Origin of the sequence: Cryobacterium sp. MDB2-A-1 (genome assembly GCF_004402675.1) — a bacterium.
GTDB classification, from domain to species: domain Bacteria; phylum Actinomycetota; class Actinomycetes; order Actinomycetales; family Microbacteriaceae; genus Cryobacterium; species Cryobacterium glucosi.
The window spans coordinates 143419-162644 of record NZ_SOFK01000028.1 but is presented as its reverse complement, the minus strand read 5'-3'; the positions used below and the strand labels follow the sequence as shown (position 1 = coordinate 162644).

General features: G+C 65.2%; 24 protein-coding genes. 9 read left to right on the top strand and 15 right to left on the bottom strand.

Annotated features, from left to right (window positions below; genetic code table 11):
• Positions 1-289: 289 nt before the first annotated feature.
• Complete coding sequence (locus tag E3O39_RS09920; protein WP_134447486.1) at positions 290-667, bottom strand: metalloregulator ArsR/SmtB family transcription factor; 378 nt, start codon at positions 665-667, stop codon at positions 290-292.
• A gap of 99 nt (positions 668-766) precedes the next feature.
• Here E3O39_RS09920 and E3O39_RS09915 point away from each other — a divergent pair, with 99 nt between their 5' ends.
• Together E3O39_RS09915 and E3O39_RS09910 are read left to right on the top strand one after the other, a co-directional pair.
• Positions 767-1816 carry a permease gene (locus E3O39_RS09915; protein ID WP_134447484.1) on the top strand — a complete coding sequence of 350 codons (1050 nt, stop codon included), beginning with the start codon at positions 767-769 and terminating at the stop codon, positions 1814-1816.
• A 26-nt stretch (positions 1817-1842) separates the two neighbouring features.
• On the top strand, positions 1843-2085 hold the full coding sequence (locus E3O39_RS09910) for a thioredoxin family protein (protein WP_134447483.1): 243 nt from the start codon (positions 1843-1845) through the stop codon (positions 2083-2085).
• A gap of 27 nt (positions 2086-2112) precedes the next feature.
• On the opposite strand, the gene E3O39_RS09905 is transcribed toward E3O39_RS09910, so the two are convergent.
• Positions 2113-3366, bottom strand: a complete 1254-nt coding sequence (locus E3O39_RS09905; RefSeq protein WP_166787306.1) for a chloride channel protein — start codon at positions 3364-3366, stop codon at positions 2113-2115.
• Positions 3367-3593: 227 nt separating this feature from the next.
• Between E3O39_RS09905 and lgt the strand changes: the two genes are divergently transcribed.
• Complete coding sequence (gene lgt / locus E3O39_RS09900) at positions 3594-4550, top strand: prolipoprotein diacylglyceryl transferase (RefSeq protein WP_241975536.1); 957 nt, start codon at positions 3594-3596, stop codon at positions 4548-4550.
• Here the strand turns inward: lgt and E3O39_RS09895 are convergent.
• The 3 genes from E3O39_RS09895 to E3O39_RS09885 are packed head-to-tail and all read right to left on the bottom strand — an operon-like array spanning position 4479 to position 5919.
• Positions 4479-4880 carry a DsrE family protein gene (locus tag E3O39_RS09895; protein ID WP_166788258.1) on the bottom strand — a complete coding sequence of 134 codons (402 nt, stop codon included), beginning with the start codon at positions 4878-4880 and terminating at the stop codon, positions 4479-4481. The two genes, lgt and E3O39_RS09895, sit on opposite strands and share 72 nt — an antisense overlap.
• Complete coding sequence (locus E3O39_RS09890) at positions 4877-5389, bottom strand: hypothetical protein (protein WP_134447477.1); 513 nt, start codon at positions 5387-5389, stop codon at positions 4877-4879. The genes E3O39_RS09895 and E3O39_RS09890 overlap by 4 nt, the downstream gene beginning before the upstream one ends.
• An 11-nt stretch (positions 5390-5400) precedes the next feature.
• Positions 5401-5919: a hypothetical protein gene (locus E3O39_RS09885; protein ID WP_174774662.1), complete on the bottom strand. Its 519-nt coding sequence runs from the start codon at positions 5917-5919 to the stop codon at positions 5401-5403.
• A 199-nt stretch (positions 5920-6118) separates the two neighbouring features.
• Between E3O39_RS09885 and E3O39_RS09880 the strand changes: the two genes are divergently transcribed.
• Positions 6119-6472: a metal-sensitive transcriptional regulator gene (locus E3O39_RS09880; RefSeq protein WP_134447475.1), complete on the top strand. Its 354-nt coding sequence runs from the start codon at positions 6119-6121 to the stop codon at positions 6470-6472.
• Positions 6473-6493: 21 nt separating this feature from the next.
• On the opposite strand, the gene E3O39_RS09875 is transcribed toward E3O39_RS09880, so the two are convergent.
• The 4 genes from E3O39_RS09875 to E3O39_RS09860 form a co-directional block, all read right to left on the bottom strand.
• Entirely contained in the window at positions 6494-7258 is a 765-nt protein-coding gene (locus E3O39_RS09875; RefSeq protein WP_134447473.1) for a sulfite exporter TauE/SafE family protein, read from the bottom strand.
• The gene (locus E3O39_RS09870; protein ID WP_174774663.1) at positions 7255-7392 is read right to left on the bottom strand and encodes a hypothetical protein; all 138 of its coding nucleotides are present in this window, start codon (positions 7390-7392) and stop codon (positions 7255-7257) included. Before E3O39_RS09870 ends, E3O39_RS09875 begins: the two co-directional genes overlap by 4 nt.
• Positions 7392-7853 (bottom strand): hypothetical protein, encoded by a 462-nt coding sequence (locus E3O39_RS09865; RefSeq protein ID WP_134447471.1) that lies wholly within the window; start codon positions 7851-7853, stop codon positions 7392-7394. Before E3O39_RS09865 ends, E3O39_RS09870 begins: the two co-directional genes overlap by 1 nt.
• A gap of 71 nt (positions 7854-7924) precedes the next feature.
• Entirely contained in the window at positions 7925-9286 is a 1362-nt protein-coding gene (locus tag E3O39_RS09860) for an MBL fold metallo-hydrolase (RefSeq protein WP_134447469.1), read from the bottom strand.
• Between the two features lie 155 nt (positions 9287-9441).
• Between E3O39_RS09860 and E3O39_RS09855 the strand changes: the two genes are divergently transcribed.
• Complete coding sequence (locus E3O39_RS09855) at positions 9442-9810, top strand: co-chaperone YbbN (RefSeq protein ID WP_134447467.1); 369 nt, start codon at positions 9442-9444, stop codon at positions 9808-9810.
• A gap of 34 nt (positions 9811-9844) precedes the next feature.
• Here the strand turns inward: E3O39_RS09855 and E3O39_RS09850 are convergent, their stop codons facing one another.
• Together E3O39_RS09850 and E3O39_RS09845 are read right to left on the bottom strand one after the other, a co-directional pair.
• On the bottom strand, positions 9845-11227 hold the full coding sequence (locus E3O39_RS09850) for a HAMP domain-containing sensor histidine kinase (protein WP_134447465.1): 1383 nt from the start codon (positions 11225-11227) through the stop codon (positions 9845-9847).
• On the bottom strand, positions 11224-11913 hold the full coding sequence (locus E3O39_RS09845; protein ID WP_134447463.1) for a response regulator transcription factor: 690 nt from the start codon (positions 11911-11913) through the stop codon (positions 11224-11226). Before E3O39_RS09845 ends, E3O39_RS09850 begins: the two co-directional genes overlap by 4 nt.
• 141 nt (positions 11914-12054) lie before the next feature.
• On the opposite strand from E3O39_RS09845, the gene E3O39_RS09840 reads away from it, so the two are divergent.
• From E3O39_RS09840 to E3O39_RS18970, 3 genes are all read left to right on the top strand, one after another.
• Positions 12055-12777 carry a DUF2202 domain-containing protein gene (locus E3O39_RS09840; RefSeq protein WP_134447461.1) on the top strand — a complete coding sequence of 241 codons (723 nt, stop codon included), beginning with the start codon at positions 12055-12057 and terminating at the stop codon, positions 12775-12777.
• Positions 12778-12946: 169 nt separating this feature from the next.
• Complete coding sequence (locus E3O39_RS09835; RefSeq protein ID WP_134447459.1) at positions 12947-14410, top strand: NAD(P)/FAD-dependent oxidoreductase; 1464 nt, start codon at positions 12947-12949, stop codon at positions 14408-14410.
• Positions 14411-14438: 28 nt separating this feature from the next.
• Positions 14439-14582, top strand: coding sequence for a hypothetical protein (locus E3O39_RS18970; protein WP_166787303.1), 144 nt, complete (start codon positions 14439-14441; stop codon positions 14580-14582).
• Here E3O39_RS18970 and E3O39_RS09830 read toward each other — a convergent pair.
• From E3O39_RS09830 to E3O39_RS09815, 4 genes are all read right to left on the bottom strand, one after another.
• A complete protein-coding gene (locus E3O39_RS09830) occupies positions 14573-14992 on the bottom strand; it encodes a hypothetical protein (protein WP_134447457.1) in 420 nt (139 codons plus the stop codon). The two genes, E3O39_RS18970 and E3O39_RS09830, sit on opposite strands and share 10 nt — an antisense overlap.
• Positions 14993-15256: 264 nt before the next feature.
• Positions 15257-15553 (bottom strand): SHOCT domain-containing protein, encoded by a 297-nt coding sequence (locus tag E3O39_RS09825; RefSeq protein ID WP_134447456.1) that lies wholly within the window; start codon positions 15551-15553, stop codon positions 15257-15259.
• A 58-nt stretch (positions 15554-15611) separates the two neighbouring features.
• On the bottom strand, positions 15612-15944 hold the full coding sequence (locus E3O39_RS19495) for a sulfocyanin-like copper-binding protein (RefSeq protein WP_241975538.1): 333 nt from the start codon (positions 15942-15944) through the stop codon (positions 15612-15614).
• Positions 15945-16423: 479 nt separating this feature from the next.
• Positions 16424-18508 (bottom strand): cation-translocating P-type ATPase, encoded by a 2085-nt coding sequence (locus tag E3O39_RS09815; protein WP_134447454.1) that lies wholly within the window; start codon positions 18506-18508, stop codon positions 16424-16426.
• A 214-nt stretch (positions 18509-18722) separates the two neighbouring features.
• On the opposite strand from E3O39_RS09815, the gene E3O39_RS19850 reads away from it, so the two are divergent.
• Entirely contained in the window at positions 18723-19205 is a 483-nt protein-coding gene (locus tag E3O39_RS19850) for a DUF6153 family protein (RefSeq protein ID WP_370294784.1), read from the top strand.
• The last annotated feature ends 21 nt before the right edge of the window (positions 19206-19226 follow it).

Below are 19226 nucleotides of genomic sequence, written 5' to 3'. Positions count from 1 at the left end.
CGAGCGAGCGTCAAGGGTTGGAGAAGCATCCACTAGTGCGGCCAGCCCGGAAACGGGATCCTCGTCCGAGCGGCCTGCTCGAAAGCCCTACCGGTCGTGAACGCTTGCGAAGAGGCCGCCTATTGGACGACGACCAGTTATGGGATGGGGCGAACGCTGGTGCGGCGATTCTCAACGGCACCTACCGCTTATGCGCTCGCGACACAGATAGAGTTGGCGCCCCTGAGCACCTAGGAGCCGATAGAACGGGCACCGCAGGCGTTCACGTGAGGATTGCGCTCGGGTCGGCTCAGACTACCTGGGTCAGTGTGCGGGTAGCCGTGTCGAGCGTGCGCGCGATGGCGTGAATGGCCTCTGGAACGACGCGGTAGTGCACACTCATCCCGTGTCGTTCCTTGGTGAGGATGCCGCTGGTTTCGAGTTTCTTGAGGTGGTGACTGACCGTTGGCTCAGAAAGCTTGACAACGGGGGCCAGGTCGCACGTACACGCTTCCTGGTCCGGCTGGGCCAGAAGGTAGGCCAGGAGCTGCAGGCGGGTGGGATCAGCCAGAGCCTTGAGGCGGACCGCGAGTGCCATCGCATCGTCCAAGGCCAGCGTGGCGCTAGCGCCCAGGGGATCGCAACAGATCGGCGAGGCGTCCTCCAGGAGGGGAAGGGTCTTGGGCATGGGTCCATCATCCCACCTTCTTGACATATATCAAAGAGGTGGCACACTAATGATTAGACGCACGTCGAATACGTATGCGTTCCTAGTCAAGGAGTCCTCGTGAACATCGCCGAACGGATACCGACCACGACCCGCGGCCGGGTCGGCGTCCTGATTGCGGGGATCGGCGTGTGGGCGCTGGCCTACTGGGCCAACGAGTGGCTCTGGAACGTCATCCTCTACGATGCGTTCGGCCTCGACCCGAAAAACCAGATCACCGAGACCATCCACTTCTTCCTCTACGACTCGCTGAAGATCCTGCTCCTGCTGGTCATCATCATCTTCGCCTCCACCGTGCTCCGCTCCTTCATGAGCGTGGAGCGCACGCGGGCCTTCCTCGGCGGCAAACGCGAGGGCGTCGGGAACCTCCTCGCGGCGGCCCTGGGCGTCATCACCCCGTTCTGCTCCTGCAGCGCCGTACCCGCCTTCATAGGCTTCGTCGCCGCGGGCGTGCCGATCGGCGTCACGATGAGCTTCCTGATCGCGAGCCCCCTCGTCAACGAGATCGCCATCGGCCTGCTCTTGACCCTTTTCGGGTGGCAGATCACCGCCCTCTACGTAGTCTCCGGTCTGACCATCGCAGTCGTGTCCGGTTACATCCTGGGTCGCCTGCACGTCGAACGCTGGGTCGAACCCTTCGTCTTCGAAGTAAAGCTCGGCGGCCAGACCATTGACCCCTCCCTCGGCCTGACCTTTGGGCAGCGGATGCAGATGGGTGTCGAAGAGGTCAGGAGCCTGATCGCGAAGATCTGGGTCTACCTCCTCGTCGGCATCGGTCTCGGCGCCCTGATCCACGGCTGGGCGCCGACCGACTTCTTCGCCACCTACGCCGGCCCTGGCAACCCCTTCGGCGTGCTGATCGCCGTTCTCATCGGCATCCCGCTCTACTCCAACGCCGCCGGGGTAATGCCCTTGGTCGCAGCCCTCTACGACAAGGGCCTGCCGATGGGCACCCTGCTCGCGTTCATGATGGCCGTCGTCGCACTGTCCCTGCCAGAGATGATCCTGCTCCGCCGGGTGCTCAAGCCCCAGCTCCTCGCGATCTTCATCACGACCACCGGCCTCGGTATCGTCGCCGTCGGCTACCTCTTCAACGCCATCCTGGCTTGATCACCGCACCCGAAAGGAATCCCCTCATGAACATCAAGATCCTCGGCCCCGGCTGCCGCAATTGCGTCAACCTCACCAAGGCTGCCACCACCGCCGTCGCCGAACTCGGCCTCGAGGCCAGCATCGAAAAAGTCGAGGACTACACCGCGATCCTCGGATATGGCGTGATGAGCACCCCTGCCCTCGTCATCAACGAGAAAGTCGTCGTCTCCGGCCGTGTACCGACCCTCGCCGAAGTGCGTACACTCCTGACTGCCGCGAGCCACTGACCGGACTCCATCGGCACATGATCCGCGCTAGTCGATGCCGAGGAACCGTCTCCGCCCGAGGAGGTATTCCACGACGACACCACCCGCAACCGCAAGCGTCATGGGGATCAGCAGTGCCGGTCCCTGCCCGGTGAATTCGAGCACCAGGACCAGAGCTGTCAGGGGTGCGCGCATGGCAGCGGCGAGGAATGCGGCCGCGCCGACCAGGGCGAAGGCCGCCACCGGAGTACCGGGCCACAACGTGCCCCAGAGCCCTCCGGTCACGATGCCGAACGCGGCACCGATCGCGAGCGAGGGCGTCAGAGTTCCTCCGGCGGCACCGCTGCCGATCGTGGCGATCGTGGCTCCTACCTTGGCAACGAGGAGCACCGCCACCAGCCCGATCGGCACGACGGCATCGAACGCGGTCTGGCCGAGTGAACGTCCGTTGCCGAGAATTTCTGGAAGCAGGAGCGACAGTAGTCCAATGGCCGAGAACACCAGCGGCATGACGACCAGAATCAGCCAGCCCTGCGGACGCCGTTTCTCGGCCCCGGCGGCCAGTCGCACGAAACCGACCGCAGCGAACCCGATCACGGGTCCGGCAAGAAGAGACCAGACCAGGAGCGATGGGGTCTGAGTGAACTGCGGCACGGAATACAGCGGGGTCGTGGGCACAACGATTTGCGCGACCAGTGTCGCGATCGCGGACGTGGCGAGGGCCGGCAGGACCGTGGCCAGAGTCAGCTCGGCGAGCAGGATCTCGACGGTGAAGAGCGCACCCCCGAGCGGCACGTTATAGACCGCGGCGAGCCCTGCCCCGGCGCCGCACGCGACCAGAACACGACGTTCGCGGGCAGTGACGCCTGCCTTCTCGCTGAGCCAGCCCGCCGCCAGTGCGCCCAGCTCGCGGGGGGCCATCTCGCGGCCGATCGACGCGCCCAACCCGACGATCACGATCTGCAAGGCCGAGTTCACCAGGGTCGCGAGCACGGGCATCCGCTCGCCGGCAACGCTTCGGTCCACCGGGACGATGGGTCGCCCCCAGCGACGCACGGCCCACCAGCCGACGGCACCGATCACGCCCGCAACGCACAAGGCGATCACGCGTGTCTGCGGTGCGGACCTGGCCAGCCCGTCGAGATAGGTGCCTTCGGAGTAGCCGTAGGCGAGGTGTTGAATCGCTCGAAGGAGGACGCTCACCGCGAGCCCGCCCAAACCTGCCCCGACACCGACGAGCGCCGTGACCACGACGATTCGGGCGACCCACGACGGAGTAACCGAATTCGGGACGGGCCTCACGTTTCGATCGTAGCGTTCGGGGATCGCTCCATTGGGTGCACCGCTCCCTCACGGGTCGCCCCTCTATGAGAACCTTCCCAGCATCCGCCTATGCGGCCGCACTGGTGCGGGGCACCCAGCGGACCCGAATAAGCTTTGGGCGGTTCGAGACATCGGACCCCTCCGGAACCTCTGGGAGACCTTCGTCCGCCAGCTGCGCCGAGACCGACGATCGAAAGGTGAACACGGTGCTTCACACCAGCATTCCGAGCCCATCCATCAGTTATTTCGATCTGGGACCCCTGCGTGTTCACTTCTATGCGCTCTGCATCCTGACCGGCATCGTCATCGCCGTCTGGTTGTCCTCGGCGCGGTTGACGGCTCGTGGCGGCAAGCCGGGCATGGTGATGGACATCGCCATGTGGACGGTCCCGATCGGAATCGTCGGCGGTCGCCTGTACCACGTCGTCACTCATCCGACCGATTATTTCTTCCCCGGCGCGGATCTCTGGAAAGTGCTGTTCGTCTGGGAAGGCGGACTCGCGATCTTCGGTTCGATCCTCTTCGGCAGCATCGGAGCCTATATCGGCTGCCGTCGGGCCGGCATCAGATTCTTCTCGTTCGCTGACGCCCTCGCCCCCGGCCTGCTCCTCGCGCAGGCGTTCGGCCGCTTCGGGAACTACTTCAACCACGAGCTCTATGGTGGCCCGACGACCCTCCCCTGGGGACTCGAGATCGAGTCGACGAACGCGGCCTTCCCCACGGGGCTGCCGGCCGGGACGCTCTTCCAGCCGCTCTTCCTCTACGAAATGATCTGGAACGCGATCGGTGTCGTGCTGATCATCTTCGTGCTCGAGCGCCGGTTCAACCTCCGCTGGGGCAAGACCCTCGGCTTCTACCTGCTCTGGTACGGCGCCGGACGGGCGTTCCTCGAGTCGCTCCGCCTGGACCCGACCGAGTATTTCCTCTTCGACCTCAAGATCAACGTGGACATCGCGCTCCTCGCCGCCATCGCCGGGATCGTCCTCATCATCGTCCAAACCCGGCGCCACCCCGGACCGGAACTGTCGATCTACCGGAATCCGGAGGAGCCCCCGGCCGACGGCCTGACCGCGACGGATGCCCCGTCCGACTCACACGCGGATGTAAGCCCAGCCCTCGAACTGCCGAGCGGTCAGATGGGCGACAGCCGCAGGGACGACTGACACACTCGGAAGCAAATCAGCGGCGTCCAGCCCGACGGACCGCATGCTGTTCTGGCAGGACAGCACCCGCACGGGCGTTGCAGCGAGCTCGGTCAGGGCGTTTTCCAGGTCCGATCGCGCGCGCAGGAACAACACGACCGACCCCTGGACCACGATCTCGATCGTGAGCGTCGGGAGTTGGGCGCTGGCATTGAGCGCGGATCGGATGCCGGCCTGGATCAGTGTCGCATCGGCGCCGCTGACGTGCAGGAGGAGCCCGGCACCGGTCACTGCTTGACCGCGCCCGCCACCGTCAGGCTCCGTGTCGTAGGCTGTCCCGACCTCCGTCACGGACGGCCGCCGACTCTCGGGAACAACGGGCGGCACGTCGTGCATACTTCGCCGTCTTCGGTGCCGTCGATGCCGCCTGACGTACCTGACCGACGCTGGCTACGCGTTGCCTTGTATTCGCTATTCAGCCGTGCCAGCAATGCCCACACCAACAACGCGATCGCCGCGACGCCGACGACAGGACGAATGCCCGGCTCGAGCAGAGGCACTGCAGTGCGCGGATCGGTCGACAGATAGAGCGAGATCAGGCCGAGCGCCGGCCAGCGAAGATCACACAGGGTGGCATCCGCACCGATCGGTGCATCGACGTAGCTGGCCACGACCAGACCGATCAGGCAAGCACCCCCTACCGTGACCGCATCCGCCCACCAGGGACCGGGGAACACCAGGGACCCGCCAACGATCGCGACGGTTCCGGATGCGAGCGTCAGTCCGGTCAGGGCCATCGCGGCGACGGTAACGATGATCAGCCGACGACGTGTCGGCCAGGACCGCAGTTCACGAATCATGCCCGGAATTCTCATCTGGTCAATGCCTCCCGGCTCGGTACAACGATGGGACTCGGCGCAGCAGACGCCAAAGTGCATGAGCTCTCCCGAGTGAGGCGGGCATGCAACGCCCAGCCCAGCAGAAGGATGGATGCCCCGGCCAGGTACGGCTGCACCGGCTCGAAGAACTGCAGCGCTCCGCTTGCACCGAGGGCGAGGAGAACGATCTTGTTGCATACGGGGCAACCGACCGCGAAGAAGGTGATCATCCATCCGGCCATACCGAGTCGTCCCTCTGCGCGACGGGGCGCTGCACCCTCCGGGTACGCGACGTATGTGGCGGACACGAGCCCGGCGAGTATCGCGCTCGCGGCGAGCACCGGCCAGGACCAGGACGTCGGGGCGACTGCGCGTGCGAAGAACGGCGTGTCGATCAAGTCGGTCGGAATCGCGATGACCAGGTAGGTGCCGACCGCAGCAGCGAGCGCGATCCACCAGCGGCGGGCCGGCCATCGCCGGAGGGATGCGCCCGCATTCAGGATGGAATCCACCAGCCGTCTCGCCATCCCTCGCGCTGAGTCGACGCCGACAGTTCGTCCGTTCTGCATAGCTGGCCTCATCACACATAGGAAGGGATATCCGCGAAAGCGTATATACCCATAGGGGTATTTTTATACGGTACGGGGTATTCTTTTGAGGGTCAACCTCACCCGAGCACATGGACACCTCGCGCCAGCACAGGAGCACCGAATGGCATCATCCCCAGAATCTGCGCCAAACCTGCAGATCCCTTCAGCGTCTCGCCGCGACGAACCGGTCGCCGCCTCCCCCGCACCGACCACATCCGACGACCTACGCAAGACCGTCAACAGGCTCAAACGCGCCCAAGGGCAGTTGGCCGCCGTCATTGCCGCTGTTGAGTCAGGCGCGGATTGCCGAACGGTTGTCACGCAGCTCGCAGCGGTATCCAGCGCGATCGACCGTGCTGGGTTCACGATCATCTCAACGGCGATGAAAGAATGCCTCAGCGAAACAAACGCCGACTCGGCAAGGACGCCGCTCCGGGTGGAAGAACTCGAGAAGCTCTTCCTGGCGTTGTCCTAGGCACGTGCGGCTGACGTACGTTCAGCCGATCAGTGCCGTGATCGCTACATAGGCCGCGACACCGAGAACCAGGACAGCGAACCCCCGCTTGAGGACAGTGTCGGACAGGCCTCGTCCGAGCCGGCCCGCTACCAGGGATGAGCCCATGGCAGACGCGGCGAACGCGCCAGTGACCGCCCAGTCGATCTGGACCTCGTCGAGGTGCGCTGCAAATCCGGCGACGGAATTAATGACGATGATGACCAGCGAGGTGCCCACCGTCACGCCCATCGGCAGGCCGAGGACCAGCGTGAGTGCCGGCACGATGAGGAAACCCCCGCCGACGCCGAGCAGTCCGGTGAGAAATCCGACCACGGCACCGGCGGCAAGAGCCCTGGGCAGGCAACTGCGCCAGTTGACACGTCCACCGGGAAGAGCACAGGGGCCACCGGCCGACCGGGTTGGGAGGAACATTCTCACACCGGCGACCACCATGATCACCGAGAAGGCGCCGAGAAGCACACGCTGGTCGAGCATCCGGTTGACCGTCGTGCCCAGGTAGGCGGTGGCCACTCCGGCCACGCCGATGATGAAGGCGAGGCGCCAATGCACGCCGCGGCGAAGCCGTGGGAGCACGGCAACGGCGGAGGCTGCTCCGACTACGATCAGGGAGCTCGGAATGGCCTCGGCGAGGGGCAGGCCTACACCGTAGACAAGGGCGGGGACCGCGAGTATCGACCCGCCCCCGCCGACCAGGCCTAGCAGCGCCCCGACGATCACGCCCAGGACGAGGGCAGTGACGATCACGGAAGCTGGGGCATAACCAGTGGGATGTGCTGTGCGCCGGAGATCATCCCGTCAACCAGTTCATCGCTTTCTCGAACGTCGATGATCCGGACCTCGCCATGTCGGGTGAATACCTGCTGGGGAGCGAGTTCCATTAAGGGCGCCTTTCTAGTGAGGTGTCGGTGCGGTATCTCGACCACAAAACCGCGGAGAGCAGGACGAGCGTGAAGCCGCCGACCAGGATTGGGCCCACGGCGTCGGGGCCGATGGTCGCAATGAGGTCAAGAGTTCCCCAGCCGATGCCGAGATCGGTGAAGAGGGATAGCAGGCCCATTCCCCCAACGAAGAATGCGACGAATACGGATACCCCGGTCACGATGAGGTTGTAATACACCTTCCGAAGCGGGTCCGTGGACGCCCACTGGTAGACACGATTCATCAGGATTCCGTCGGCGCTGTCGGACAACGCCATTCCGGCCATGAAAATGACGGGGAGAGCCAATGCCGCGTACCACGGCAGGTCGGTCTGAGCACCCCGGCGACGACGAGCAGGCTGATTGGCGCAGCCGTATCCAACCCCAACCCGAAAAGCACTCCGATTGGGAACATCTTCCAGGGAGTATCGACGAGCCTGGAAGGCTTCGCCTCTCGGCCGAGTGTCCTGCCGTTCGGAGCACGGTCACGGTGCTAGACCGCCTTCTCAGCCATCGGCATACCGGCCGATTCGACATCGGCGAAGGAGGCGTCCACGTGCACGACGTCCCGGCCCGCACGCTGAAGCAGACTCGCGGCAACGCCGGCACGGTAACCCGACCCGCAGTGCACCCAGATGGTGCCCGCTGGGATCTCGTCCATCCGGGAAAGGATCTCGTGCAGTGGCACGTTGACCGCGCCGATCAGGTGCCCGTCGGCGAACTCGTCGGTGCGTCGCGCGTCCAGAAGCACGTCGCCTGCGGCGTGGTCGCGCGCGAGTTCCGCCCAGCCGACGCGGGGGTAAGAAGCAACCGGGGCATCCGGGGCGAGCGCGCGCGGCTCGGTGCCGATGGCTGCATCCGGGGAATCGATGCCGATCCGCGACAGGTCACGGATTGCGTCTTCGGCGTCGGCGTGTGTGCCGACGAGAGTGAGTTTCTCGTCCCAGGGCAGAACCCAACCGAGATAGGTCGTGAAGTTGGAACCATTGCCATACTCGAAGCTCACGGCCCCCTGCAGGTGGCCACTGGAGAACGCGACGCGATTACGCAGGTCGACGACCCATTCACCGTCGGCGAGCCTGCGGGTGAGCTCTGCGGCATCCAGAGACTCGGGCACCTCGAGGTCAGCCGGACCGGGACCCTGCATATTGGCCGGTGCCATGTGCGCGTAATACGACGGGTACGCGGTGAGGTTGGCGATCAACGTAGCGACGAAGTGCTCCTCATCGGCGTCGGTCAGGGCGTGGTTGGTCGTGATCTGCTCGCCGATGGTGGATGAGCCGGCTCCGGTGGCGGGGCCGCTGGAGCAGAACGAGCCGAACCCGTGTGTCGGGAAGAGCGCCGCGTCGTGCTGGGCTTCGTGCACGAGCTTGCGCACGGACGCGTACTGGTCATGGGTGAGTCCGACGGTGTCGATGGCGGCAACCAGGTCGGTACGTCCGACGGAACCGTACAACAGGCTTCCACCGGAGAAGACGGCTTCAGTAGTGCCATCGCTGACGATGTAGGAAACGTGGGTGTGCGTATGTCCCGGGGTGGCGACGACGGTGACCCTGAAGGCGCCGATCTGGACAATCTGGCCGTCCGTGACCGGTTCTCGTTCAAACGAAACGGGGTCGGCCGCGTTGACCAGGTACTCGGCGCCGTGCGCCTGGGCAAGATCGTACCCACCGGTCACGTAGTCATTGTGCAGATGAGTCTCGGCAACGTGGGTGATCGTGACCCCCGCTTCGAGGGCAGCGGCCTCCACTCGGTCGGTGTCGCGTTGCGGGTCGATGACAAGCGCCACGACGCCGTCATGCACCAGGTAGCTGCGATCCCCCAGTTGCGGGGTTTCGATGACGATGACGTCCATGGTCCGTGGTCCTCCAAGTCTCGATGCGGGTCGGTTCTATCGCATCATAATACCCCCGGGGGTATTTTTTCGCAAGAGAGGGAACGTCCGGGCGCAGACATGTCGAGCGCACGGCTCTCTTGCGGGAAATACCCTAGGGGGTATATTGTCGGACCATGGCTACCACTGACATCACCGAAATGACTTTCGACGAGACCATCACCGACAACAGCATCGTGCTGGTGGACTTCTGGGCCGGCTGGTGCGGCCCGTGCCGCATGTTCGCGCCAACCTTCGCGGCCGCGTCGGAGAAGCACCCCGAGATCATCTTCGCGAAGGTCGACACTGAGGCAGAACAGGGCCTGGCTGCCGCGGCCGGCATCCGCTCCATTCCCACCCTGATGGCATTCCGGGACAAGATCCTCGTGTTCTCCCAGCCCGGAGCGCTCAACGCCTCATCCCTCGGCGAGGTGATCGCCGGAGTGCAGGCTTTGGACATGGATGCCGTGCGCGCGAGCATCTCCGCGCGGCGAACGACGGCCTGACCTGCCAACGGCGCATGGTTCGACCTCGCCGGCCCTAGCCCGTGGCGGGCAGCCGGATAGTGATCCTGGTTCCCTCACCCGGTGCGGACGACGCCTGGATGGTCCCGCCGTGGCTGCTGACGATTTCGCGCGCGACAGCGAGCCCGATGCCCGAACCGGCGACCTGTTCCGCCGCACGGCCCCGCCACAAGCGGTCGAAGATGTGTGGGAGTTCTTCCGGCGGGATGCCCGGCCCGGTATCGGCGACCGAGAGCACCGCCTGACCGTGGTCGACGGAGATCGTGACGGTCACGCTGTCACCCGGCCGGCAATATCGGGCTGCATTGGCGAGGAGATTGCCGATGGCCTGGTGCAGGCGGTCGGCATCCGCCCGCACGAATGCGGGTCCCCCGGGCTCGAGTGTCAGGGTGAGCTCGGCAGCGCGCAGTTGGGGTTCCCGGAGGGCGCATTCGTTCCGGGCGACCTGCGCCAGGTCGACGGATGCGAGGTGCAGGGAGAGTCCAGCGGTTTCCACCGCCGACAATTCGGCCAGATCGGCCACCACCCGGCCCAGGCGCAGCGACTGGTCGTGCAGGCCGGCGAGGCCCTCCGGCGTGGGCTGCACGAGTCCGTCGCGCAACTCCTCCAGTCCGGCCTGCAACGCCGCCAGCGGGGTTCTCAGTTCGTGGGCCACATCGGCCGTGAGGTTGCGCCGGTCGCGATCGGACCGAACCACGGCATCCGCCATGCCGTTGAAGGCGACGGCCAGCTCGCCGAGCTCCCCCGGGCCGGGACCCGTGGCACGGGAGTTCCGATCGCCGGCCGTGAACGACCGGGCGGCCCCCGTGATCGCCTGGATGGGCCTAACGAGGAGCCGCGTGACCAGGAAGCTCGCGCCGAGTGCCATGACAAGTGCCACGATGGCGGCCACGGCGATCCAGGGCCAGGCCACGTCGACCACCTGCGTCGCAACCATGGCGCCGAAGTTCATTCGAACGGTGCCGACCTGGCTACCCTCGCTCACGATCTGCGCCGACACCACCGTCTGGCCCATCCCGGAGCCCTGCCCCATTCCCTGGCCCATACCCTGGCCCATTCCCTGATTGTTGGCATTTCCGCCGTTGTCAGCACTGGATTGAAGGGTGGTACCGTTCACGTCGAGAATGGCGAGTCGGGCCGATGCCGCCTCGCCGATCGCGAAGGCGCGGCCCAGATCGGCCTGTTCCCAACCACCACCAGAACGGTAGGCGTCGGCAGCCGCCGCCGCGGCTGCCGCAACAACCCGTTCACGGTCGGCCTGCTGCGAAACCTGCACTCCGCGATCCACACCCACCAGGGCCGCGCCGGTGAGCACGGCCACCGACGAGACCGCGACCAGGATAAACGCGAGCAGGAACCGACGTCCGAGTGGGCCGAGCCCTAGACCACGGGTCGTCATGACGCATCGTCCCGCCGGAGAGCAAGCCGGTAACCGACGCCGAGAACCGTCTCCAAAACTTCCGCTCCCGAGGCCCCGAGCTTGCGCCGGAGGTTCTTGATGTGGGAGTCGATGGTGCGCTCGTAGCCGGCATACTCGTAGCCGCGCACCCGGTTGACCAGCTCGTAACGCGAGTAAGCCCGCCCGGGCGCGGCCGCGACCGCTGCCAGGAGCCCCCATTCGGTAGGGGTCAGATCGAGGAGGGCTCCGTCCAGCCACGCTTTGTGCGAGGCCTCATCGATGCGGAGCCGCCCGTTGCCGTAGGCGACAGGGCCGGCCTCCCCGGGCAGTCCGCTGTATCGGTGGAGCACGGCCTGCACCCGAAGCACCACCTCGGCGGGACTGAACGGCTTGGTCACGTAGTCATCGGCGCCCAGCTCGAGGCCGTGAATCCGGTCGTCCGTGCTACTGCGGGCCGTCAGCACGATCACGGGAAGGTTCTGCATTCCGTGGGCCTCGCGGAGGATCTCGGTGCCATCGATGTCGGGAAGGCCGAGGTCGAGGAGTACGAGGTCTGCCGAGTCGAGCAGACGCAGCGCCTCCGCTCCCGACGCGGTCGTCAGCACCGAGAATCCAGCCCGTTCCAGATACCGACGGAGCACGTCCCGGATGTCACGTTCGTCCTCGACGACCAGCACTGTTGGCATGACTTCACCCTATCCGCCGCCCCCGTTCGCGGTGCCGGCGCCTTCAGTTCTCCACGCGATCTCCACACACCCGGCAGACCCCCTGCACCGCGGGGAGGGAGTTTGTAGGTAGCAACAACCCACAATCTGAAGGAGCACATCATGCGCAAGGGAATCATCATCACCACGGCGATCGCCAGCGGAGTCGTCATCACCGCCCTCATCGCCACACCGAGCATCGCCGCCATGAACCGCGGCGGGGATCCGCAGGGTACCGGACCAACAGCATCCAGCAGCCAGCCATACGCCCAGACTGAGCACATGAACCGCATGGGCGACGGCATGGGCTCCGCCTCCGAGATGGGCGCAGGCATGGGCGCAGGAAACCGTGCCGGCATGCAGGGCGACGCCAGCAAGGGTGTGGGCATGGCCGCCGGCCTCGCCGACGTGGCAAGCGGCACGATGACCGATGAGCAGAAGGCCAGCCTCACTGCGATGGCGGCCGAGGAGAAGGTCGCCCATGACCTGTATGTCGCCTTCGCCGAGAAGTACGACGCGGCGGTCTTCAGCCGGATCGCCCGGTCTGAGACGATGCACCTGGATGCCGTTCGCACTCTTCTGGAGCGCTACAGCATCACCGACCCGACCATCGGCCTCGAGGTCGGTATGTTCCCGACCGACGCCAGCCAGAAGCTCTACGACACCCTGCTTGCCCAGGGCTCGGCGAGCCTGGACGCGGCCAGGGAAACGGCCCGCACGGTCGAGACGACCGACATCGCCGACCTGACGGCGGCTTCGGCCGGAGTCACCGCTCCCGACGTTCTGGCCGTTTACGAGCACCTGCTCACCGCCTCGCAGCACCACCTGTCCGCCTTCGGTGGCTGACACGAACAGACGGTGGAGGGGCGTCCACAGACCGTGGGCACCCCTCTTCCCTTCCTGCGATGAACCGACAGCGCGAAAGCAATACCCCATCAGGTATAAGCGATACCCCCTTAGGTATAGGAGTATGGTTCAGAACAACAGCATCGAGGCTGGGATTGAGAGGTCTGACATGGCACGAGTCGTCATTCTGGGAGCCGGGGTTTCCGGCCACACCGCTGCGCTGTTCCTCAAGCGGAGACTGGGCAGGAAGCACGAGGTGGTCGTGGTGTCACCGAACTCGAACTGGAACTGGATCCCCTCGAACATCTGGGTCGGCGTCGGCAAGATGCGCCCCGACAAGGTGGTGTTCCCGCTCGCGCCGATCTACCGGCGGAAGAGAATCGTCTTCCGCCAGGCCCGGGCCGTCGCACTGCGACCGGACGGGGATGCCGACAGTCCCCGCGGAGCCGTGGATGTGGTGTACACGGACCCGAAGCGGGCCGGCCAGACCGAACGCATCCGTTACGACTACCTCATCAATGCGACGGGCCCCCGCCTGAACTTCGAGGCGACCCCGGGCCTCGGCCCGGACGCCGGTCACACCGTGTCGGTCTGCACGCCCAGCCACGCCGTCGAGGCGGCCAAACGCCTGACTGCGGTCATCGAAACGTTGAAGACCGGTCGCCGGCAAGTCCTGGTGATCGGAGTGGGCCACGGGACCTGCACCTGCGAGGGCGCGGCGTTCGAGTATGCCTTCAATGTCGAACATGAGCTCCGCGCGGCAGGGGTCCGGGAACGCGCAGAGGTCATCTACCTGACCAACGAGCATGAGCTGGGCGATTTCGGCGTCGGCGGAATGACCTTCAGCCAGGGCGACCGCAGGATCACGAGCGAGGCCTGGATGGAGTCGCTCTTCCGCGAACGGGCGATGAAGGCGATCACCCAGGCCGCGGTCACCGAGATCGAACCCGGCCTCATCCACTACCGGCAGATCGACGGTACGGAGAACACCCAGCCGTTCGATTTCGCCATGCTTCTCCCACCGTTCCGTGGCGTGGGCCTTGAGGCCTTCGACAGGGATGGATCCGACATCACGGGTTCGATCTTCGCTCCCAGCGGGTTCATGCGGGTAGACGCGAACTACGAAGCCAAACCATTCGACCAGTGGACGGCGCAAGACTGGCCCAAGACATACCAGAACCCGCTGCACCGCAACGTGTTCGGCATCGGGATCGCGTTTGCCCCGCCGCACGCGATTTCCCGCCCCTATGCGACCCCCGACGGCGTACTGGTCGCACCCGCCCCGCCACGAACAGGCATGCCCTCAGGCTCCATGGGCAAGGCCGTGGCAATGACCATTTCCGACATGGTCCTGAACGGCTCCCCCGAGCCGACCCACACGGCGTCGATGGGCGATATGGCGGCCGCCTGCATCGCCTCGACGGGAACGGGAATGCTCACCGGCACCGCGGCGGCCATGTCGATGTCGCCCATCGTGCCGGACTACTCCCGGCACCCGAACACGGCCGGCCGAGATCCAAAGGAGACAACCGGAGACATCGGGCTCGCCGCCCACTGGGTAAAACGGATGCTGCACACCCTGTTCATCTACAAGGCCAAGGCCTACCCGCTTTGGTACCTCATCCCCGAATAACCTGCTTGACCGACCAAGGGAGATCAGCGTGGACGACGCACAGGCACGAATCGATGCAGCGCCGCTGCCCGGGACGGGCGAATTGCGACGACGAAGCAACCCCGTCCTGCAGTTCATCCGCTTCCTCGGCCTGAACTGGACGATGTACCGACTCGCCAAACATCACGACTGACTGTCACCAGATGCGCGGGTCGCGTCGGCGGGGCAACCGCGCCTTCCGTGCGGTAGCCAGGGATACTCGGCGAGCAGGCGCTCCACCGCGTCGACCCCGCCGGCAAGGTAGTCCGCCCACGCCCAACCGGTGCGACCCGGCGCACCGGACTGGGTGGCCCATCGATCGCGGATGTCGCGAAGCGCCTCGTGGGTATCCTCGTCGGGAGAATCCGAAAGGAGACGGATTGCCCGACGCACCTCGGCAAGGGCCGCAGCCATTCCTTCGAAATACTTCAGGCTCTGCAAGCGGTCAGCGCCGCGCGAAAGAGTGCAGAGCGACTGGCCACCGGAGACGGCAACCAGTCGCTGATGTGTCTCGCTCTGAAGCCTGAGTGCGGAGGCGATGAGTGCCTCCCTGCTCGTCAACACTCGTTCGAAACCCCTCGCGAAGACGGGACAGTGCTGGTTAGTTGCAGGTGCAGCGTTGGGCGGGCGGAACATCGGCCATCACGCTGGCCACATGCTCGCCGCATCCAGCCCAGGTGATCTTGTTGCAACGGTCGCAGCGGACGGGACTACACATGGGTTTCTCCTTCATTGATGAAACGGAAGTACCAGTATACCCCGGGGGGTATCAGATTGCATCAATGATCTGTCAGATGACGAACGGTCCCTAAGATTCCTGATCCTTGTCTAGCGCTTTCCATCGCCGCCGTCGGCACCGGACGATGGAATGCCAAGCACTTTCAGCTGTTCTCGATATTGATCGGCGCTCAGATCGCCGGCTGCGAAGCGCTCGTCTAGAATCTGGCGAGCCTTGCTCGGCTGCACGGCCCCTTCATCGCGCGACGTTGCCGCCCGCTGATCGTGGTGCTGTACCGAACCGCCAAAGGATCGGACCGCCCAAATGGCCAACAGCACGATGCCGACGACGACCAACAACCCGAAGGGCCATCCCCACGCCATGTAAGACCCGTTTCCCCACATCATATTTTTCTCCCTTGCTCTGTTCTGTTTCGATAGCTCAAGAATTCGCGTGTTCGTCGAGTCAGGACACGATCAGCTCCTGGTGCATCCCCGCGGCATAGTGGCCTGGCAGGTTGCAGACGATCTCGTATCGTCCCGGCGCCAGGTTGAGCGTCACCCAGCCGGCGCTCCCGGGAGCGATTCCGGAGCCTTCACCGGCGTTGCACGTTGCGGAGGCCTCGCCGAGACTCGCGGTCTCGTCGACTTTGTTTTCGCTGGAGGTCGGCCTGCTGCCCGCGACCTGCGAATCCGTCAGCGGAAGGATGACCAGTTCGTGGCGGATGCTGCCCTCATTAGTGGCCAGGAAGGAAACGACTCCTGAGCCGACACGGGATCGATCGATGCTGAGACTCATGGTCCCGCGTGGCATCGTTCGATTCCCCGTACTCTTACCCGTCATCCCGTTGTCAGCGCCCATCCTCGAGTTGTTGCCCATCATGGGTCCGCCCATGCTCCGCAGCGACACATTCACAATGGATCCCGCTAGTGGCGGCTGCACGCACGACGATCCGGCCGAGTTACCAAAGACTGGCGCGCTCCCGTTCGTGGCGGTGACGACACCGACGGACAGCCCAGTCAGACCGACGATTGTCGCGACAGCTCCAGCGATCGCCGTTACGACGAGTGCGTTCATGCGCATTTTGCTTCTCCTCTGACGATTTCGTTGAGGGTGTCCACTCTGCGCGCCCCGTATGCAGGACCGTTGGCGAGCGTGTGGAGACTGTATGGAGGATTGACTCGGGGGCTTACTTGCTGGAAGGCGAGCGTTGGGATGTTGTCCGGCTATCCGGCCTCATGGTTGGAGCCAAGTCCTGGTGATGGGGTGGTTCATCCTCAGGGATTCCCTGCAGGCCGCGGCAGGCGTAGGCGCTTGAGCATCAGCGCGTTGAAGGCGACGATCACGCTGGAGCCGGACATCGAGATCGCCGCGATCTCGGGGCTGAGCCGGATTCCGAATGCGGGGAAGAAGACGCCAGCCGCGATCGGCAGGGCGATGGCGTTGTATCCGATCGCCCAGCCGAGGTTCTGCCGCATCTTCCGAACGGTTCCCTTCCCGATCCGCAGCGCGACGGGGACGTCCAACGGATCGGACCGCATCAACACGACATCCGCCGTCTCAATGGCGACGTCGGTGCCGGCACCGATCGCGATCCCCAGGTCGGCCTGCGCCAGCGCCGGGGCGTCATTGACTCCGTCGCCAACCATGGCAACGCGTTTGCCGGCGGCCTGAAGTTCGGTGATCTTCGCGGACTTGTCTTCGGGCAACACCTCGGCAATCACGGTATCGATCCCGAGCTGGGAGGCGATGCGTGCGGCGGTGGCTTCGTTGTCTCCGGTGAGCATGACGACCTGGATCCCGGCGTCATGCAGGGCGGCGACGGCTGCCGCAGCGGTCGTGCCCACGGCATCCGCCAGCGCAACGACGCCGGTCGCCTTGCCGTCCACGGCCAGCAGGACCGCGGTGCGTCCTGTTGACGCCAGCGCATCTCGTTGGTCCTTGACTGGTTCGATATCAACGCCTTGCGCGGTCATCAGCTTGCGGTTGCCGACAAGCACGCGGCGCCCGCTCACGGTCGCCCCGGCCCCGTGACCGGGTACGTTCTCGAAGTCGATGGCGTCGCTCACGGTCACACCCCGTCCCGCAGCGTAGCTGACCACCGCAGCGGCGAGCGGATGCTCCGACTCGCGCTCCACGGCGGCAGCGAGTGCCAGCAGTTCGTCTTCGTCGATTCCGATCGCGACGAAGTCGGTCACTTCCGGCTTGCCCTGGGTGAGGGTGCCGGTCTTGTCCATCACCACGGTGTCGATCCGTGCGGCCGTTTCCAGCGCGGTCGCAGTCTTGAACAAGACGCCGCGCCTGGCGCCAAGTCCGGTCCCGACCATGATCGCTGTCGGGGTCGCCAGCCCGAGCGCGTCCGGGCACGTGATGACGACCACGGTGATCGCGAACAGCATGGCCGTGGGACCGGTTGCGCCCGAGATCAGCCAGACAAGGAGGGTGGCGATTCCGCCGATCAGGGCGACCAGCACGAGCCAGAACGCCGCCCGGTCGGCCAGGCGCTGGCCGGGAGCCTTGGAATTCTGGGCCTCCTGCACGAGCGCGACGATCTGGGCGAGTGCGGTGTCCGCGCCCACCTTCGTCGCCCGGACCCGGAGGGTGCCCGTGGTGTTCACGGTGGCGCCGATCACCGTGGAGCCGGCCGTCTTGGCCACGGGAAGACTCTCCCCGGTGACCATGGATTCATCGATATCGGAATCACCGGACTCGACAACGCCGTCGGTGGGGACCTTGGATCCCGGGCGCACGAGCATCAGGTCGCCCGGAACAATGTCCGCGGTGGGAATTTCAACGGGTTCGCCCTCGCGGATCACGAAGGCCTGCGCGGGGGCCAGCTCGAGCAGGGTGCGGACGGCGTCATTGGCGCCGCCCCGTGCCCGCATTTCGACCCAGTGCCCCAGCAGTACAAAACTGGCCAGGACAGTGGCGGCCTCGTAGAAGACGTCGCCGCCGCCGGTCAGGGTGACCACGACGCTGTAGAGCCAGCCCGATCCGACGCCGACGGCCACAAGCACCATCATGTCGAGCGTTCTCGCCCGCAGCGCCCGGTAGGCGCCGTCGAAGAAGATCCATGCGGAGTAGAAGATCACCGGAAGTGAAAGGATCAGCGCTGCCATGTCGTCACGGAGCCCGAACGGTGCCTGAAAAGTGAACCCAATGACCTCCCGGCCGATCGGCGATAAAAGCGTGATCGGAACGGACAGGATCGCGGCCACCAGGAACCGGTTGCGCATATCCCGGATCATGCTGCTCATCGTCATGGTGCCATGGCCGCCGCCGTGCCCCATGCCGTCTTGCCTCGTCGTGGTCGTGGCTGTCGCATGCGCATGCATGATCCTGGTCTCGGCCGATGGGCTCATATGAACGATTCTCTCGAGGAAATTGCTGGTGCTCGACACCGTGTCTCTCGGTGCCTACATCATCAGCCTATACCCCCCATAGGTATAAGACCCTTGGTGACATCTGGCTGTCTCTTCGTGGAATCAGGTGGGCCCTCTCAGACCGCGCGGAGCATCCGTTGACTACAGTGTGAGCGTTGCCGCCTCCGGACGGCACGGGAAGGAAGGGGACGCCATGGTGGAAGCTCAGCCGTGCAGGCGCGCGTTCACAGCCGCCGCGCAACTGCGCCTTTCGCTCCTCGGAATCCTCTCGCTTGCGGCCATCGTTTTCGGATTGGTAGCGATGCATGCAGGGATGGCGGCAGAATCCGAAGCCTCACCGCATTCCCACGCTATGTCTGACGCACATTCGAACATGTCAGTCCTCAGCGCAGGGGGGTCGGACTTCGAACTGCCGTCCGCCTCGATTTCCATGGCATCTGCATCTGGAACGTCGCACCTGCCGTCGACTTGTCTCGGCATGTGTGCCACCGATTGCCTCATGACAGGGTCCGCGTGTGCCGCCGGACTCATCGCGCACTCCCCCAATCCTGCAGCCCAGCACGCAATTGCCCTCATTGCCGACCGCTCCTCCGTGCGCGCAGCACCCACTCTCCCGCTGCGCCTCCCTCCACAACGACCGCCCTCGCTGACGGCCCTGTCGATTAGCCGCGTCTGATCAACAACCGGCTGTGAGCCT

What these genes read in the sequence shown, in the direction of transcription:
- E3O39_RS19495 (WP_241975538.1), bottom strand. Translation starts at nt 15,944, where the DNA reads ATGAGTCTCAGCATCGATCGATCCCGTGTCGGCTCAGGAGTCGTTTCC.
- E3O39_RS09860 (WP_134447469.1), bottom strand. Translation starts at nt 9,286, where the DNA reads ATGGACGTCATCGTCATCGAAACCCCGCAACTGGGGGATCGCAGCTAC.
- E3O39_RS09890 (WP_134447477.1), bottom strand. Translation starts at nt 5,389, where the DNA reads ATGATTCGTGAACTGCGGTCCTGGCCGACACGTCGTCGGCTGATCATC.
- E3O39_RS09835 (WP_134447459.1), top strand. Translation starts at nt 12,947, where the DNA reads ATGGCACGAGTCGTCATTCTGGGAGCCGGGGTTTCCGGCCACACCGCT.
- E3O39_RS09910 (WP_134447483.1), top strand. Translation starts at nt 1,843, where the DNA reads ATGAACATCAAGATCCTCGGCCCCGGCTGCCGCAATTGCGTCAACCTC.
- E3O39_RS19850 (WP_370294784.1), top strand. Translation starts at nt 18,723, where the DNA reads ATGGTGGAAGCTCAGCCGTGCAGGCGCGCGTTCACAGCCGCCGCGCAA.
- E3O39_RS09870 (WP_174774663.1), bottom strand. Translation starts at nt 7,392, where the DNA reads ATGGAACTCGCTCCCCAGCAGGTATTCACCCGACATGGCGAGGTCCGG.
- E3O39_RS09855 (WP_134447467.1), top strand. Translation starts at nt 9,442, where the DNA reads ATGGCTACCACTGACATCACCGAAATGACTTTCGACGAGACCATCACC.
- E3O39_RS09845 (WP_134447463.1), bottom strand. Translation starts at nt 11,913, where the DNA reads ATGCCAACAGTGCTGGTCGTCGAGGACGAACGTGACATCCGGGACGTG.
- E3O39_RS09850 (WP_134447465.1), bottom strand. Translation starts at nt 11,227, where the DNA reads ATGACGACCCGTGGTCTAGGGCTCGGCCCACTCGGACGTCGGTTCCTG.
- E3O39_RS09880 (WP_134447475.1), top strand. Translation starts at nt 6,119, where the DNA reads ATGGCATCATCCCCAGAATCTGCGCCAAACCTGCAGATCCCTTCAGCG.
- E3O39_RS09815 (WP_134447454.1), bottom strand. Translation starts at nt 18,508, where the DNA reads ATGAGCCCATCGGCCGAGACCAGGATCATGCATGCGCATGCGACAGCC.
- E3O39_RS09920 (WP_134447486.1), bottom strand. Translation starts at nt 667, where the DNA reads ATGCCCAAGACCCTTCCCCTCCTGGAGGACGCCTCGCCGATCTGTTGC.
- E3O39_RS09825 (WP_134447456.1), bottom strand. Translation starts at nt 15,553, where the DNA reads ATGATGTGGGGAAACGGGTCTTACATGGCGTGGGGATGGCCCTTCGGG.
- E3O39_RS09840 (WP_134447461.1), top strand. Translation starts at nt 12,055, where the DNA reads ATGCGCAAGGGAATCATCATCACCACGGCGATCGCCAGCGGAGTCGTC.